The 13,969-nt window shown below is 74.8% G+C and carries 13 protein-coding genes; 7 read left to right on the top strand and 6 right to left on the bottom strand.

Annotation, left to right across the window (positions count from 1 at the left end; genetic code table 11):
- Positions 1 to 15: 15 nt before the first annotated feature.
- Positions 16 to 2,301, bottom strand: a complete 2,286-nt coding sequence (locus tag ACZ597_RS10265; RefSeq protein WP_471327562.1) for a WD40 repeat domain-containing protein — start codon at positions 2,299 to 2,301, stop codon at positions 16 to 18.
- Between the two features lie 147 nt (positions 2,302 to 2,448).
- Here ACZ597_RS10265 and ACZ597_RS10270 point away from each other — a divergent pair, with 147 nt between their 5' ends.
- Positions 2,449 to 2,643: a hypothetical protein gene (locus ACZ597_RS10270; RefSeq protein WP_471327565.1), complete on the top strand. Its 195-nt coding sequence runs from the start codon at positions 2,449 to 2,451 to the stop codon at positions 2,641 to 2,643.
- Here the strand turns inward: ACZ597_RS10270 and ACZ597_RS10275 are convergent.
- Positions 2,633 to 3,622 (bottom strand): LacI family DNA-binding transcriptional regulator, encoded by a 990-nt coding sequence (locus ACZ597_RS10275; RefSeq protein ID WP_471327962.1) that lies wholly within the window; start codon positions 3,620 to 3,622, stop codon positions 2,633 to 2,635. The two genes, ACZ597_RS10270 and ACZ597_RS10275, sit on opposite strands and share 11 nt — an antisense overlap.
- A gap of 236 nt (positions 3,623 to 3,858) precedes the next feature.
- On the opposite strand from ACZ597_RS10275, the gene ACZ597_RS10280 reads away from it, so the two are divergent.
- Positions 3,859 to 4,896 carry an NUDIX hydrolase gene (locus tag ACZ597_RS10280; RefSeq protein WP_471327567.1) on the top strand — a complete coding sequence of 346 codons (1,038 nt, stop codon included), beginning with the start codon at positions 3,859 to 3,861 and terminating at the stop codon, positions 4,894 to 4,896.
- 69 nt (positions 4,897 to 4,965) lie between these two features.
- On the opposite strand, the gene ACZ597_RS10285 is transcribed toward ACZ597_RS10280, so the two are convergent.
- Positions 4,966 to 5,661, bottom strand: coding sequence for an MBL fold metallo-hydrolase (locus ACZ597_RS10285; RefSeq protein WP_471327570.1), 696 nt, complete (start codon positions 5,659 to 5,661; stop codon positions 4,966 to 4,968).
- 113 nt (positions 5,662 to 5,774) lie between these two features.
- Positions 5,775 to 7,139, bottom strand: coding sequence for a M20/M25/M40 family metallo-hydrolase (locus ACZ597_RS10290; protein WP_471327573.1), 1,365 nt, complete (start codon positions 7,137 to 7,139; stop codon positions 5,775 to 5,777).
- A 119-nt stretch (positions 7,140 to 7,258) separates the two neighbouring features.
- On the opposite strand from ACZ597_RS10290, the gene ACZ597_RS10295 reads away from it, so the two are divergent.
- Positions 7,259 to 8,641: a geranylgeranyl reductase family protein gene (locus tag ACZ597_RS10295; RefSeq protein ID WP_471327576.1), complete on the top strand. Its 1,383-nt coding sequence runs from the start codon at positions 7,259 to 7,261 to the stop codon at positions 8,639 to 8,641.
- A 121-nt stretch (positions 8,642 to 8,762) separates the two neighbouring features.
- Here ACZ597_RS10295 and ACZ597_RS10300 read toward each other — a convergent pair whose 3' ends face one another.
- Positions 8,763 to 9,221 (bottom strand): nitroreductase/quinone reductase family protein, encoded by a 459-nt coding sequence (locus ACZ597_RS10300; RefSeq protein WP_471327579.1) that lies wholly within the window; start codon positions 9,219 to 9,221, stop codon positions 8,763 to 8,765.
- Positions 9,222 to 9,373: 152 nt separating this feature from the next.
- On the opposite strand from ACZ597_RS10300, the gene ACZ597_RS10305 reads away from it, so the two are divergent.
- Positions 9,374 to 10,072 carry a TetR/AcrR family transcriptional regulator gene (locus tag ACZ597_RS10305; RefSeq protein WP_471327582.1) on the top strand — a complete coding sequence of 233 codons (699 nt, stop codon included), beginning with the start codon at positions 9,374 to 9,376 and terminating at the stop codon, positions 10,070 to 10,072.
- 146 nt (positions 10,073 to 10,218) lie between these two features.
- Positions 10,219 to 11,175: a spherulation-specific family 4 protein gene (locus ACZ597_RS10310; protein ID WP_471327585.1), complete on the top strand. Its 957-nt coding sequence runs from the start codon at positions 10,219 to 10,221 to the stop codon at positions 11,173 to 11,175.
- A gap of 5 nt (positions 11,176 to 11,180) precedes the next feature.
- Here the strand turns inward: ACZ597_RS10310 and ACZ597_RS10315 are convergent, their stop codons facing one another.
- Positions 11,181 to 11,924, bottom strand: coding sequence for a maleylpyruvate isomerase family mycothiol-dependent enzyme (locus tag ACZ597_RS10315; protein ID WP_471327587.1), 744 nt, complete (start codon positions 11,922 to 11,924; stop codon positions 11,181 to 11,183).
- Positions 11,925 to 11,960: 36 nt separating this feature from the next.
- Here ACZ597_RS10315 and ACZ597_RS10320 point away from each other — a divergent pair, with 36 nt between their 5' ends.
- Entirely contained in the window at positions 11,961 to 12,650 is a 690-nt protein-coding gene (locus tag ACZ597_RS10320) for an alpha-ketoglutarate-dependent dioxygenase AlkB family protein (RefSeq protein WP_471327590.1), read from the top strand.
- Between the two features lie 41 nt (positions 12,651 to 12,691).
- The gene (locus tag ACZ597_RS10325) at positions 12,692 to 13,954 is read left to right on the top strand and encodes an ROK family protein (RefSeq protein ID WP_471327593.1); all 1,263 of its coding nucleotides are present in this window, start codon (positions 12,692 to 12,694) and stop codon (positions 13,952 to 13,954) included.
- Positions 13,955 to 13,969 lie beyond the last annotated feature (15 nt).

Genomic DNA, 13,969 nt, shown 5'->3' on the forward strand with positions numbered 1-13,969 from the left:
CGGCCCGGCCCGGAATCAACCGAGCCGGGCCGTCGGCATGCCGGGTGCGCCGGGCAGCAGCCAACAGCGCAGCGTCCCGTCGTCCCCGGCGGAGGCCAGCAGGCTCGCGTCGGGGGAGAAGGCGACACCCCGGACGGCGCCGGTGTGGCCGGTCAGCGGCAGGTCGGTGGCGGGCCGGCCGTTCGCCACGTCCCAGAGCCGCACGGTGCCGTCGGCGCCCGCGCTGGCGAGCCGGTGGCCCCACGGGGAGAAGGCGAGGTCGTACACCGGGCCGGTGTGCCCGGAGAGGCGGTGGGCGGGGGCGGCGGGGGCGAGGACGTCCCACAGCAGGACGTATCCGTCGGCGTCTCCGGTCGCCAGCAGGCTCCCGTCCGGGGAGAAGGCCACGGCACCGACGGTGCTCAAGTGGGACGACAGCTCCAGGTGGACCCCTTCCGGGGCGGCCGGATCCCACAACACCACGCGCTCGCCCATGGTGGCGGCGAGCATGCTCCCGTCGTGAGCGGCGGCGAGGACGTACACGTCCGACACCTCGTCCGGCACGTGTCCGGCCGTCCGGCCGTCAACCGTGTCCAGGACGAACACCCGGCCTTCCACACCGATCACGGCCACCTTCCGGGTGGTGGGGCAGAACGCGACGTGCTGGACCAGCGACACCGGCTGGTCGGGCGGGCCCGCCGGGGTCCCGTGCGGGGTCCACGGGACGGCCGCGCCGCAGGCGTGCGGGAAGTCCAGACCCCAGGGGGCCTGGCCGGCCGGTGAAAGGAGGCCTTCGGACAGCTGCACGCGCGCTGCCGGGTCCCAGGTGAGGATCAGCCGGTTCTCGGCCCGGACCAGCAGGCGGCTGCCGTCCGGCGAGAAGGCCAATCGGCGCAGGGCGACCCCGGTCCCCGACGACAGGGGAGGCAGAGCCACGGCCTGGCGCGTGCGCAAGGCCGCGTCGAGGGCCCGGGCCGCGAGGGGCGGGGAAGGCGACGGGCGCGCGCAGGCCTCGGCGTGGTACACCACCAGGGTCTTGCCCACGCCGCAGACGGCGACCATCCGGCCGTCGTGGGACAGGGCCAGCACGTCAAAGGGACCCTTGTGCCCGGCCAGGGGCGGGCCCAGGAGGGCGCCGGTCGAAGGATCCCAGAGGCGAACGGCGGCGCCGTCGCTCACGGTGGCCAGCAGGCGGCCGTCCGGGGAGAAGGCCACCGCGCGGATCCCGCGCTCGGCGGGTTCGGGCAGTCTGCGCAAGACGGTGCCGGTCGCGGTATCCCAGAGCAGGGTTTCCTGCCCGCCGATCGTGGCCAGGAGGGAGCCGTCGGCGGAGAGTGCGGCCACGAGCGGTTCATGGATGTTCTCGGTGAGGGGCCTCCCGACCATCGCACCGGTCGCGAGATCGCATACGCGGATCGCGTGCTTGTTCCCGAGCGCGGCCAGCATGCCGCCATCGGGGAGGCAGACCAGTGCCTTGATCTCGCCGCCGTGGCTGAGCAGAGGTGATCCGGAGGGCTCCCAGGTCTCCGTGTCCCACCGGTGGACGATCTCGTCGTCGTCGGCGGCGACCAGTGTCCGCCCGTCCGGCGTGAAGGCGATAGCGTCGATGGCGCCCTTGTGGCCGGGTAGGGGCGCCCCCACCGGTGCGAGGGCAGTGGTGTCCCATACGCCCACCATGCCATCCAGGTCTCCAACGGCCAGGAGGTGGCCGCTGGGGGAGAAGGCCAGCGCGAGGGCGCCGACTTCGCCGTGGAGCTCTCCGACGGGGACTCCCCGGACGGGATCCCACAGTTGGACCATCGCGTCCCCCTCCCCGTCCTGCCCGGACACGGCGAGGAGCCGACCGTCGGGCGAGAACGCCGCACTCCAGTGGTCCTCCATCCGGGCGGTGAGCACGTGGCCCAGGCCGAAGCCGGTCCCTCCGAAGGGCACGGGCGCCGGGCCCGCAAGGGGTGTGCGCGGCGTCGCGACCGGCTCGGGTGCCGGGGAGCGCCGGAGCGGTGCCAGGGCGGCCAGGTCGCGCCAGCGGCGGCGCCAGGGTTCCAGCTCGGGGGAGTTGTGGGGCGGAACGGGACGCTCCTGGCCGAACTCGTCGTAGGAGTGCAGGATCCGCACCAGGCCCATGAGGCTGTCCAGCCCCGGGAGGCGGTCCCCGCGGAACGCGTCGCTCTGGGTGGACACCGGGAGCCGGATCCCGGTCTTGGACTTCGCCGCACGCGCGGCGAGGGCGCGGTACGACCGATTGCCCCGGTCGAGCCGCAGCCGACGCAAGTCCGCCGCGAACGACCCCAGTTCTTCGCTGAATGCACGCACGCCGTCCATCACCGCACAGGGTAGGGCCGTGTGGGGAGTGCCGCCGGACAATCCCGAACAGTGCCGGTCAGTGCCGGTGTCCGGCGGTGTCCGGAGGTGGTCCGGGTCCGTTCGGTGCGGGCGGCGCGCAGGCGCGGACGGCGCTGGAATCGGGGCATGACCACAGCCCCGGAAACCGATCCGCCCCTGCTGACCCTGCACGCCGCCGTCGTGCTGCTCGGCGCCCTGTTCGCCGGCCTCGTCACCGGCGGGCTGAGTTACCTCGGCGGGGTGCCGGCCGCGCTCGCGGTACTCGCCGGGCTCACCGCCGCCGCTGGGGCCGTGCCCGTGCTGCGGACGCTCATCCGGTGACCGGCGGGAGTTCGCCCGAGCCACGGGGGATGAGGCGGGTGGGGAGTTCGATGCGGGTCGGGGGGAGGGCCGTGCCCGCCAGGCGCTGGAAGAGGCGGTCCGTGGCCACCCGGCCCAGGGCGGCCGGGTCCTGCGCGACCACGGTGACGCCCGGACGCAGCAGGTCGGCGAGTTCGAAGTCGTCGAAGCCGACCAGGGCCACCGGCCGGGGCAGCGCCGCGAGGACCCGTACGACGGTGACGGTGACCCGGTTGTTGCCGGCGAAGACGGCGGTGACCGGCTCCGGGCCCGCCAGCATCGCGCCTGCGGCCGCCGCCACCCGTTCCGGGGCGGTGGAGCCCAGGGAGACCCAGGACCCGGACACCGGCAGGCCGGCCCGGCCCATCGCCTCGCGGTAGCCGCGCAGGCGTTCCGTCGCGGTGTGGATGCGGGGGTGGTCGCCGATGAACCCGATCCTGCGGTGCCCGGCCGCGATCAGGTGCGCCACCCCGTCCCGGGCGCCGCCGAAGCTGTCCGACAGGACGACGTCCGCCTCGATCCCGCCCGCCGGGCGGTCCACGAACACCGTGGCCACCCCGGCCCGGATCTCGGGTTCCAGGTAGCGGTGGTCGTCCCCGGCGGGGATCACGATCAGCCCGTCCACCCGGCGGGCGCACAGCGCGAGCGCCAACTCCCGCTCCCGGTCCGGGTCCTCGGCGCTGGAGCCGTTGATGAGCAGGGCCCCGTGGGCGCGCGCCACCTCCTCCACGGCCCGGTTGAGCGGACCGTAGAAGGGGTCGGCGAGGTCCTCCAGGACCAGGCCCACGGTGGCGGTGCGCCCCTTGCGGAGCACCCGCGCGCTGTCGTTGCGCCGGAAGCCGAGCTCCTCGATGGCCTCCTGCACCCGCCGCTCGGTGTCGGGGGTCACCCCCGGTTCGCCGTTGACGACCCGCGAGACAGTCTTCAGCCCGACGCCCGCCCGGGCCGCCACGTCCTTCATGGTCGGCCGGTTGCCGTAGCGGGGCTCGGACGGGTGGCGGGTCTGCGGCACGGCGCGGAATCCTCCGGAGGTGGTGGTGGCGGTGGCGGGCTGTGCGGAAGGCCTCCGACCCCGGCTGTGATCTCGGCTCCGCCCCCGAGCATAAGCACTCGACCGGCGGGCGGGTTTCCATGGCAGGGTGGGGCGGGCAAGCCACCGGGGGGCTTCGGAGGCGAGCCATAGGGAGAGGGGTAGACGTGATTGTCTGGATCAACGGCACTTTCGGCGCCGGGAAGACCAGCACGGCCCGTGTACTGGCCGGACTCCTTCCGGACTGCAGCCTGTACGACCCGGAGCTCATCGGCGACGCGCTGCGCCGGCTGCTGCCGCCCAAACGCCTCGCCGAGGTCGACGACTACCAGGACCTCCCGAGCTGGCGGCGGCTGGTCGTGGACACGGCGGCGGCGATGCTGGCGGAGCTGGGCGGGATCCTGGTGGTGCCGATGACGCTGCTGCGGCAGGAGTACCGCGACGAGATCTTCGGCGGCCTCGCAGCGCGCCGGATCCCGGTGCGGCATGTGCTGCTCGCCCCGGAGGAAACGATCCTGCGAGAGCGCATCGCCACCCGTCAGGAGCCGGGGGCGCCCGAGGTGGTGGAGGTACGGGTCCGCCAGTGGGCGTACGACCACATCCCGGCGTACCAGCAGGCGCTGGGCTGGCTCAGCGCCGACGCGCACCTCGTCGACAACGGGCACCTGACCGTGCGGGAGACGGCGCAGCGCATCGCCGACGCCGTACGCACCGGCACGGCGGCGGTCTGCGACATCGTGCAGACCCCGGAGCCGACGCGGGAGACGGTGGCGGCGGGGGTGCTGCTCTTCGACGACCGGGACCGGGTCCTCCTGGTGGATCCGACGTACAAGCCGGGCTGGGAGTTCCCGGGCGGGGTCGTCGAGCCGGGCGAAGCCCCGGCACGGGCCGGCGTACGGGAGGTCGCCGAGGAGCTCGGCCTGACGCTGGAGCAGGTCCCCGGGCTGCTCGTGGTCGACTGGGAGCCGCCCCGCTCCCCGGCGTACGGAGGACTGCGGCTGCTGTTCGACGGCGGACGGCTGTCGGAGCCGGAGATCGCGCGGCTGCGGCTGCCCGGACCGGAACTGCGGGCCTGGCGCTTCGTCACCGAGTCCGAGGCCGCCGGCCTCCTGCCGCCGCAGCGCTACGAACGGCTGCGCTGGGCCCTGCGCGCCCGCGAGCGCGGCAACCCGCTCTACCTGGAATCGGGCCGCCCCACCCCCTGACGCGGTCCGGACCCCGGTCCTCCGCTCCGGGGTCCGGACCCTGCTCGGCCCGTGCTCAGCCGCCCGTGCTCAGGCCGCGGCAGCCTGAGCGGCCTCGTGGAGGGCCTTCGCGGTGTCCTCGGTCCAGGGGTCGCCGTGGCCGAAGCAGGCCACGGACGGGGCGAGCGCGGCCAGCTTGCCGAAGGAGGCGATCGCCTGGGCCCGGTCGACGTTGAAGACGCCCAGCATCACCTGGCCGACCCCCGCCACGCAGTCCCCCGTGAACAGGACGCCGTGCTCGGGCAGGTGCACGCCGATGCTGCCCGGTGTGTGCCCCGGGGCGTGGACCACCACCGCACCGCCGCCGAAGTCCAGCACCTCGCCGTCCTCGACCTCCCGGTCGACCCGGGTCGGCGGGGCCTCGGGGACCGTCAGCCCGTGTGCGTAGAGCGGGACTTCCCAGTCCAGCAGCACCGGCTCGGGGACCGGCAGCTCGCCGCGCACGACCGGGGCGTCCAGCCGGTGGGCCAGAACCCGCGTGCCCCAGCGGGCGGCGAGTTCGCCTGCGGCGCCGACGTGGTCGCGGTGGCAGTGCGTCAGGACGATCCGCTCCAGCCGCTCCGGCTCCAGCCCGAGGGAACGTATCGCCTCCTCGACGGCGCCGGCGGAGCCGGCGTGCCCGGCGTCGATCAGGGTGAGGGCCCCGCCGTCCTGCCAGAGGTAGGCCTGCCCGATGGCGAAGCGCAGCATGTGGAGCCGGTCCGGGATGACTTCAACAAGATCCATGACGGCCACCGTAGGAGCCCGGGCCCGCCCCGGGCACCGGAATTCGCCGGGAGCGGAGTACGCCCAGGGCACAGTGCGCCCTGGGCGTACAACAGCGGGAACGCCGGCCGGCGTCAGGCGCTCTTGGACGCCGCGTAGTTCACCAGGAACAGGGCCTCGGCGACCGAGAGCCGCTCCAGCTCCTCCGGCGAGACGCTCTCGTTCACCGCGTGGATCTGCGCCTCCGGCTCGCTCAGGCCGATCAGCAGCATCTCCGCCTCCGGGTACAGCGACGTCAGCGTGTTGCACAGCGGGATCGACCCGCCCATGCCGCTGATCTGCATCTCCTGGCCGTCGTACGCCTCGCTGAGGGCCGCCGCCATCGACGCGTACGCCGGGCTGCTCGTGTCCGCCTGGAAGGGCTGGCCCTGGCCCACGACCTCCAGTTCCAGCCTCGCCTTCCACGGGGTGTGCGCCACCAGGTGCGCCTCCAGCAGCTTGATGGCCTCGGCGGTGTCCACGCCCGGCGGCACGCGCAGGCTGATCAGCGCGCCCGCGCTCGCGTGGACCGAGGGGGTCGCGCCGACCACCGGCGGGCAGTCGATGCCGAGCACGGTGACGGCGGGACGGGCCCACAGCCGGTCGGCGATGGTGCCCTCACCGATCAGCTCGACGCCGTCCAGGACCTTGGCGTCGGCGCGGAAGTCGGCCTCCGGGTACTGCAGGCCCTCCCACACCGCGTCCGAGGCGAGACCGTCCACGGTCGTCGAACCGTCCGCGGAGCGCAGCGAGTCCAGCAGGCGGATCAGCGCGGCGAGCGCGTCGGGGGCGACGCCGCCGAACATGCCCGAGTGCAGGTTGCCGCCCAGGGTGTCGAGCTTGACCTTGATCAGGGTCATCCCGCGCAGGGTGGCCGTCACCGTCGGCAGGCCGAGGCGGAAGTTGCCCGCGTCGCCGATGACGATGGTGTCGGCGGCCAGCAGCTCCGGGTTGGCCTCGGCGTACTGCTGGAGGCCGCCGGTGCCCTGCTCCTCCGAACCCTCGACGATCACCTTCACGTTCACCGGCACCCCGCCGTTGGCCTTCAGGGCGCGCAGCGCGAGCAGGTGCATGATGAAGCCGCCCTTGCAGTCCGCGGCACCGCGCCCGTACCAGCGGCCGTCGCGCTCGGTCAGCTCGAAGGCCGGGGAGATCCAGGCGGCGTCGTCCAGCGGCGGCTGCACGTCGTAGTGCGCGTACAGCAGAACGGTGGGGGCGCCCTCGGGGCCGGGCAGGCAGCCGTACACGGACTGGGTGCCGTCCGGGGTGTCGAGCAGCGCCACGTCCTGGAAGCCCTCGGCGCGCAGGGCGTCGGCCACCCAGTTCGCGGCGGCCTGGCTCTCGCTCTGCGGGAACTGGGCCCAGTCCGCGACCGACTGGAAGGCCACCAGCTCGGTCAGCTCCGCCTTGGCGCGGGGCATGAGCGAGGCGACGGTCTCGGCGATCGGATTCTGGGACATGGGCACGCTCCTCGTGGGTGCGACGTTGTTATGGGTGCCGGGGTACGGCGAATGCAAGGCGAAAGACTGTCACGATCCTCGCACAGAGGGACGAGGCGGCGGCTCGCCGTAGGATTTCCATGGCATCGGAGCAACCGGGTGATCAGGAGCAGCAGCACATCGTGAGCAGCGACGACGACGTGAACGGCGCAAGCGCAGAGCAGGCCGCTCGGGGGGCGGACGAGGGGACCCCGGCGGAGGCGGCCGGGGGGACGGCCGGGGGGACGGCCGAGGGAGCGGCCGCCGACGGTGCCGCCGGGGGTGCCGCGGAGGTGTGGGACGTGGTCGTGGTCGGCGCCGGACCGGCCGGGGCGTCGGCGGCGTACGCCGCGGCCTCTGCGGGCCGCAGCGTCCTGCTGCTGGAGAAGGCGGAGCTGCCCCGGTACAAGACCTGCGGCGGCGGCATCATCGGGCCCTCGCGCGACGCCCTCCCGCCGGGCTTCGCACTGCCCCTCCAGGACCGTGTCCACGCCGTCACCTTCTCCCTGGACGGCAGGCTGGCCCGGACCCGGCGCTCGAAGAGCATGCTGTTCGGGCTCATCAACCGGCCAGAGTTCGACGCGGCACTGGTCGCGGAGGCGGAGAAGGCCGGCGCGACCCTGCGTACGGGTACGGCCGTGTCCCGGGTCGAGCAGCACGGCGCGGCCGTGCCGGACCGCCGCACCGTCGCCGTGGTGCTCGCGGACGGCGAGACCGTCCTGGCCCGGGCCGTGGTCGGCGCCGACGGCAGCGCCAGCCGGATCGGCGCCCACGTCGGCGTGGAGATGGACCAGGTGGACCTCGGCCTGGAGGCGGAGATCCCGGTACCGGAGACGGTGGCCGAGGACTGGAAGGGCCGCGTCCTGATCGACTGGGGCCCGCTGCCCGGCAGTTACGGCTGGGTCTTCCCCAAGGGCGACACGCTCACCGTCGGGGTCATCTCGGCGAAGGGCGAGGGGGCGGCGACCAAGCGGTACCTCGACGACTTCATCGCCCGGCTGGGCCTGGCCGGCTTCGAACCGGCCGTCTCCTCCGGCCACCTGACCCGCTGCCGGAAGCCCGATTCCCCGCTCTCGCGCGGCCGGGTGCTGGTGGCGGGTGACGCGGCCGGTCTGCTGGAGCCGTGGACGCGGGAGGGGATCTCCTTCGCGCTGCGCTCGGGACGGCTCGCGGGTGAGTGGGCGGTCAAGATCTCCGAGGCGCAGGACGCGGTGGACGCGCGCCGCCAGGCGCTCAACTACGCCTTCGCGGTCAAGGCCGGGCTGGGCGTGGAAATGGCCGTCGGCAAGCGGATGCTGACCCTGTTCGAGTCCCGTCCGGGGCTGTTCCACGCGGCACTCACGGGCCTGCGGCCGGCCTGGCTGGCCTTCGCCCGCATCACCCGGGGCGCGACGACGCTGCCCGACCTGGTCCGTACGCACCCGCTGGCGGGCAAGGCCCTGCACCTGCTGGACGACCGCCTGGCGCGCGGCCGCCGCGGCTAGGCCGTCTGTACGCCGACCGTGGAGCGCCGGTTCCCCGTGGGGGCCGGCGCTTCGCCGTGTCCGGGGGCCGGTGAGGGGGGTGGGCCGGCGGGGGAGGGGCGGCGGGGGAGGGCCGGGCCGGTCAGCGGGACACCGTGATGCGGAAGACGGGGTGGTCCCCGGCGGCCGCCCGGAGTTCGGCGTCGGTGGACTCGGCGGTGACGCCCTGGAAGAACCGGTCGACCTCCCAGCCCCACTTCTCCAGGTAGGCGCGCAGCACGGCGGCCTTCTGCGCCGGGTCGGTGAGCTCCTCGGCGGTGAAGGTGCGGACCTTGCGGCCGACGCGCAGCTCGCCGCCGCCCGCCACGCGCATGTTGCGGACCCAGTGGGAGTGGCCGCGGGCGGAGACGAGGTACTGCTCGCCCTCGTAGGTGTGCGGGTTGACGGGGATGCGCTGCATGTTGCCGGAGGTGCGGCCGCGCACCGACAGCTCGGCCGTGCCGGCCAGGCTGATGCCGAGGCGGGCGAGCTTGCCGAAGAGGGCGTTGAACCGGACGGCGAACGGGCCGGCCTGGACGTAGTAGGGGGTGGACGCGTTCATGGTGGCCTCCGAAGCGCGGGATTTCGAGAGCACTGCTCTCGCTTGAGATCAGTGTGCACGGATCGGCGCACCAAAACAAGAGCAGTGCTCTCTGAATGGATCGGCGATCCCGTTCCTGTGCACTGCTCCGGCCGCATGGCACACTGATCCGCATGAGCACCGTGCGAGGAGCCAGGGAACGGGCCCGGATCGAGGTCACCGCCGCCATCAAGGACGAGGCGCGCCGCAGGCTCGCCGCCGAGGGGGCCGCCAAACTCTCGCTGCGCGCCGTCGCCCGCGAGCTGGGCATGGTCTCCTCCGCCCTGTACCGCTACTTCCCCAGCCGTGACGAGCTGCTCACCGCGCTGATCATCGACGCCTACGACAGCCTCGGCGCCGCCGCCGAAGCCGCCGACGCCGCCGCCCTCGCCGCCGGTTCCGCCCCCCGCGCCCGCTGGACCGCGGTGTGCGAGGCCGTGCGCACCTGGGCGCTGGCCCACCCGCACGAGTACGCCCTCATCTACGGCTCGCCGGTCCCCGGCTACACCGCCCCCCTCGACACCGTCGCCCCCGCCTCCCGCGTGGCGAACGTCCTCATCGGCATCCTGCGCACCGCCTACGAAGGCCGCGGCCTCGCCCTTCCGCCCCTGCCCGACGTCCTGCGCCCCGAAGCCCACCGGATGACCGCCGACTTCGCGGAAGGGCTGCCCCCGGCGGTGACGGCCGCCCTGGTCGCGGCCTGCGCCCAGCTCCTCGGCCTCGTCTCCTTCGAGCTGTTCGGCCAGTTCGACCGGGTCGTCGAGGAGCGCGAGGCGTTCTTCGCGCACGCGGCCGGGCAGCTCGCGCACTCGGTCGGGCTGCCCGCGGTGTGACCGGGCCGGCCTCGGGCCGCACCCGGCCATGGTGACGAGTCGCTTGTCTGTTCCTCATACCAATCCGGGTGGTTCGGCCTTCACCGGGTTTCCGCGCGCCTAGTGTTCCTCGGGACCCCGCCCCCGCCGCAGCCGGAGGAACAGCCGTGGCTCCCGCCCGCGTACTGAAGGCCCTGTACGCCGTCGCCGTGATCGTGCTGCTCGCCGCCCCGGCGCCGGCCGTACCCGCCTCCGCGAGACAGGCGGAGCCGTCCGCGGCGCCCGCTCCCCGGATACCCGGCGAGCGCGGCCTGGAGATCGGCGTCCCCGCCTACGCCTGGGCCGGCGACCCGATGCTGACCGCCCTCACCGCGACCACCCCCGCCGCCTCCGTGGTCGTCCTCAACCCCGGCAACGGCGACGCCCCCTTCGACGGCCCGTGGCGGGCCCGCGCCGACGCCCTGCGCGCCGGCACCACCGCCACCGGAGAGAAGACCAAGGTCCTCGGCTACGTCCACACCGACCACGGCGACCGGGACCTCGCGGCCGTCAAGGCCTCCGTGGACAACTACCTGAAGCCCGCAGGAGAAGACGGCGGCCGGCTCCACGTCGACGGCATCTTCTTCGACGTCGTCAGCCGCGACTGCGGCCCCGGCAACGCCACCCGCGACCACTACGCCGCCCTGCGCCGCTACGTCCAGGACACCATGCACGCCGCCGACCCGGACGTGGACGACCTCGTCGTCAACAACCCCGGCACCGCCATCGCCGACTGCTACCTCGAACCGGGCCACCGCACGGCCGACGTCTTCGTCACCTACGAGGACACGTACGCGGCGTACACCGGGGGCGGCTGGCAGGGGAACGTGTTCGACGCCCGCGGCGGCTACCGCCCGGGCACCGAACTCGACCCGAGCGGCACCGCGTTCTGGCACCTCGTCCACGAGGTCCCGGACACCGCCGCGATGCGCACCGCCCTCGGCACCGCCTTCAGCCGCGGCGCCGGGTACGCCTACGCGACGAGCGGGGCCATGCCCAACCCCTGGGACACCAGCCCCTCCTGGAAGTTCCGCCCGCAGACCGCCTACGCGGCCACCCGGGGCGGCCCGGCCCCGGCGGGCTGACCGCGTCAGATGCCCGCCGTCTCCTGCCACAGCCGCGCCAGCGACTCGTCCCCGCGCACGCCCGGACCGGCGAGCGGGAGCCGGTTCCACAGGGCCGCGTACAGCCAGGCCGCCTCGCCGACCACCTCGCAGTCCGGCTCCTCGCCGGTGTCGCCGCGCACCGTACGGGCCGGCTCCTTCGACAGGTGGACCGTCCACACCGCGCCCGTGTCCGCCGCCCGGACCCGCAGCACCCGGGGCTCCTCGGTCCGCACCCGGCTGCTCGGGCGGGCATGGAAGCCGGCCAGCAGCTCGTCCACCCCGTCCTCCGCGAACTCCGGGGCCACCGCCGAGAAGGCGGTCCCCCGCGCGGACTCGGCGTCGAAGCGGTGCACGGTCGTCTCGTGCGCCTGCCGCCGCGCCCAGAACGCCAGCGGCGACGGGGGCGCCGTCGGCAGGAAGGTGAAGCAGGCCACCCCCTCCGGCGCCTCCGCCAGGGTCCGGACCAGCTCCGCGTGCCCCTCCCGGAACCAGGCGAGCAGCTCCGCCCCCGCCAGTTCCGGCGGCTCCGGGAACGGCACCCGCTCCACCAGGCCGTCCCGTACGAACCCGGCGGCCCAGCGGTGCACCGCACCGGTGTGCCGCAGCAGGTCGGCCACCCGCCACTCGGGACAGGTGGGCACGACGGTGTCCGTACCCGCCCGTTCGGCCTGATCGGCGAGCAGCTCGCCCTCCCGGGCCAGGGTCTCCACAAATTCGGTGATCTTCATGCCGCGAGTCTGCCAGCCGCCCCCGACAATGGAAGGATGGACGGGGAACTCCCGCCGCACGGGGACCCGCAGCGCGGGGAACTCTTCCCGCGCGAGCGGACCGAGATCGCACCCGGCGCCGTGCACCTGCCCGACTGGCTCGGGCCCCGGCACCAGCGCGAGCTCCTCGACGCCTGCCGGGAGTGGGCCCGCCCGCCCGCCGGGCTGCGCACCGTACGCACCCCCGGGGGCGGGACGATGACCGCCCGGCAGGTGTGCCTGGGCCTGCACTGGTACCCGTACGCCTACGCGCGCACCGCCGTCGACGGGGACGGGGCGCCGGTCAAGCCGATGCCCGCGTGGCTCGCCGATCTGGGACGGCGGGCCGTCGCCGCCGCGTACGGGACGCCCCCGCCGCCCGCGGAGGCGTACGACATCGCGCTGGTCAACTTCTACGAGGGCGACTCCCGGATGGGCATGCACCGCGACGCCGAGGAGCGGTCCGGGGCACCGGTGGTCTCGCTCAGCCTGGGTGACTCCTGCCTCTTCCGCTTCGGCAACACCGCCTCGCGGGGCCGCCCGTACCGGGACGTCGAGCTCCGCAGCGGGGACCTGTTCGTCTTCGGCGGCCCGAGCCGGCTCGCCTACCACGGGGTGCCGAAGGTCCTGCCCGGCACCGCCCCGCCGGAGCTGGGCCTGACCGGGCGCCTGAACATCACCCTGCGCGTCGGCGGCCTCGACCCGTAGCCGGGGCGAGGGGCGGCCCCCGATCATGCGAGGATCCCCTCATGAACGGCAACGGGGCCCCGCTGGGGGCGGGGGACGAGAGCACGGCGTCGGGGGCGTCCGCGAGGACCAGGCTGGAGCGCGGCCGCGGCGCACTCGGCCCGGCGCTGGAGCTCGTCCACACCGGCCGGGCCCCGACCCGGGCGGTGCTCACGGCCGAGCTCGGCGTCACGCGCGCCACCGCCGGAGCCGTGGCCGCCGAGCTGGAGGCGCTCGGCCTGATCCGCGTCGACTCCCGCCCCGGCGGCGCCGGCGGCACCCAGGGCCGGCCCTCGCACCGCCTCGCCGTCGAGGAGAACGGCCCCGTGGCGCTGGCGGCTCAGGTCCACCCCGACGGGTTCCGGGCGGCGCTGGTCGGCCTCGGCGGGCGCATCGTGGCCACCGCGCCCGGCAAGCTCACCGTCTCCGCGGATCCCGCGCAGGTGCTCGGCGCGGTCGTCGACGCGGGCGCCCGCCTGCTCGCCGAGTCCGGGCGGCGCTGCGTCGGCGCGGGCCTCGCCGTGCCCTCGGCGGTCGCGGAGCCCGAGGGGACCGCCCTGAACCCGCTGCACCTGGCCTGGCCGCCCGGCTCCCCGGTACGGGCCATCTTCGCCGAGCGCGTGAAGGCGGCCGGCATCGACGGGCCGGCCCTGACCGGCAACGACGTCAACCTCGCCGCGCTCGCCGAGCACCGGCACGGCGCGGGCCGCAGCGCCCAGCACCTGCTCTGCGTCGCCACCGGGCACCGCGGGGTGGGCGGGGCGCTGGTGCTCGACGGCCGGCTGCACAGCGGCAGCGCGGGCCTGGCCCTGGAGGTCGGCCACCTCACCGTCAACCCCGAGGGGCGGGCCTGCCACTGCGGCAGCCGCGGCTGCCTGGACGTGGAGGCCGACCCGCTGGCGTTCCTGACCGCGGCCGGCCGCACGCCCGGCCCCGAGGTGTCGCTGCTGGCGCAGGCGCGGGACCTGCTGCGCGCCGAGTACGCGCAGCCGTCGGTCCGGGCGGCCGCCGAGGAGCTCATCGACCGGCTCGGGCTGGGCCTCGCGGGCCTGGTCAACATCCTTAACCCGGACCGGATCATCCTCGGCGGGCTGCACCGGGAGCTGCTGTACGCCGACCCGGAGCGGCTGCGCGCGGTGGTCGCCGACCGCAGCCTGTGGGGGCGCAGCGGGGGCGTGCCGATCCTGCCGTGCACCCTCGACCACAACAGCCTGGTCGGGGCGGCGGAGCTGGCGTGGCAGCCCGTGCTGGACGATCCGCTGGGGGCGCTGGGCGCGGCGGCCTGAGCCGCGCGGGCGCCC

The sequence above is a fragment of the Streptomyces sp. NPDC040718 genome, from assembly GCF_055593565.1.

Excerpts from the sequence above, each read along its gene's own strand:
- ACZ597_RS10265 (WP_471327562.1), bottom strand. The coding sequence starts at position 2,301 with ATGGACGGCGTGCGTGCATTCAGCGAAGAACTGGGGTCGTTCGCGGCG.
- ACZ597_RS10270 (WP_471327565.1), top strand. The coding sequence starts at position 2,449 with ATGACCACAGCCCCGGAAACCGATCCGCCCCTGCTGACCCTGCACGCC.
- ACZ597_RS10275 (WP_471327962.1), bottom strand. The coding sequence starts at position 3,622 with ATGAAGGACGTGGCGGCCCGGGCGGGCGTCGGGCTGAAGACTGTCTCG.
- ACZ597_RS10285 (WP_471327570.1), bottom strand. The coding sequence starts at position 5,661 with ATGGATCTTGTTGAAGTCATCCCGGACCGGCTCCACATGCTGCGCTTC.
- ACZ597_RS10290 (WP_471327573.1), bottom strand. The coding sequence starts at position 7,139 with ATGTCCCAGAATCCGATCGCCGAGACCGTCGCCTCGCTCATGCCCCGC.
- ACZ597_RS10295 (WP_471327576.1), top strand. The coding sequence starts at position 7,259 with ATGGCATCGGAGCAACCGGGTGATCAGGAGCAGCAGCACATCGTGAGC.
- ACZ597_RS10300 (WP_471327579.1), bottom strand. The coding sequence starts at position 9,221 with ATGAACGCGTCCACCCCCTACTACGTCCAGGCCGGCCCGTTCGCCGTC.
- ACZ597_RS10305 (WP_471327582.1), top strand. The coding sequence starts at position 9,374 with ATGAGCACCGTGCGAGGAGCCAGGGAACGGGCCCGGATCGAGGTCACC.
- ACZ597_RS10315 (WP_471327587.1), bottom strand. The coding sequence starts at position 11,924 with ATGAAGATCACCGAATTTGTGGAGACCCTGGCCCGGGAGGGCGAGCTG.
- ACZ597_RS10320 (WP_471327590.1), top strand. The coding sequence starts at position 11,961 with ATGGACGGGGAACTCCCGCCGCACGGGGACCCGCAGCGCGGGGAACTC.
- ACZ597_RS10325 (WP_471327593.1), top strand. The coding sequence starts at position 12,692 with ATGAACGGCAACGGGGCCCCGCTGGGGGCGGGGGACGAGAGCACGGCG.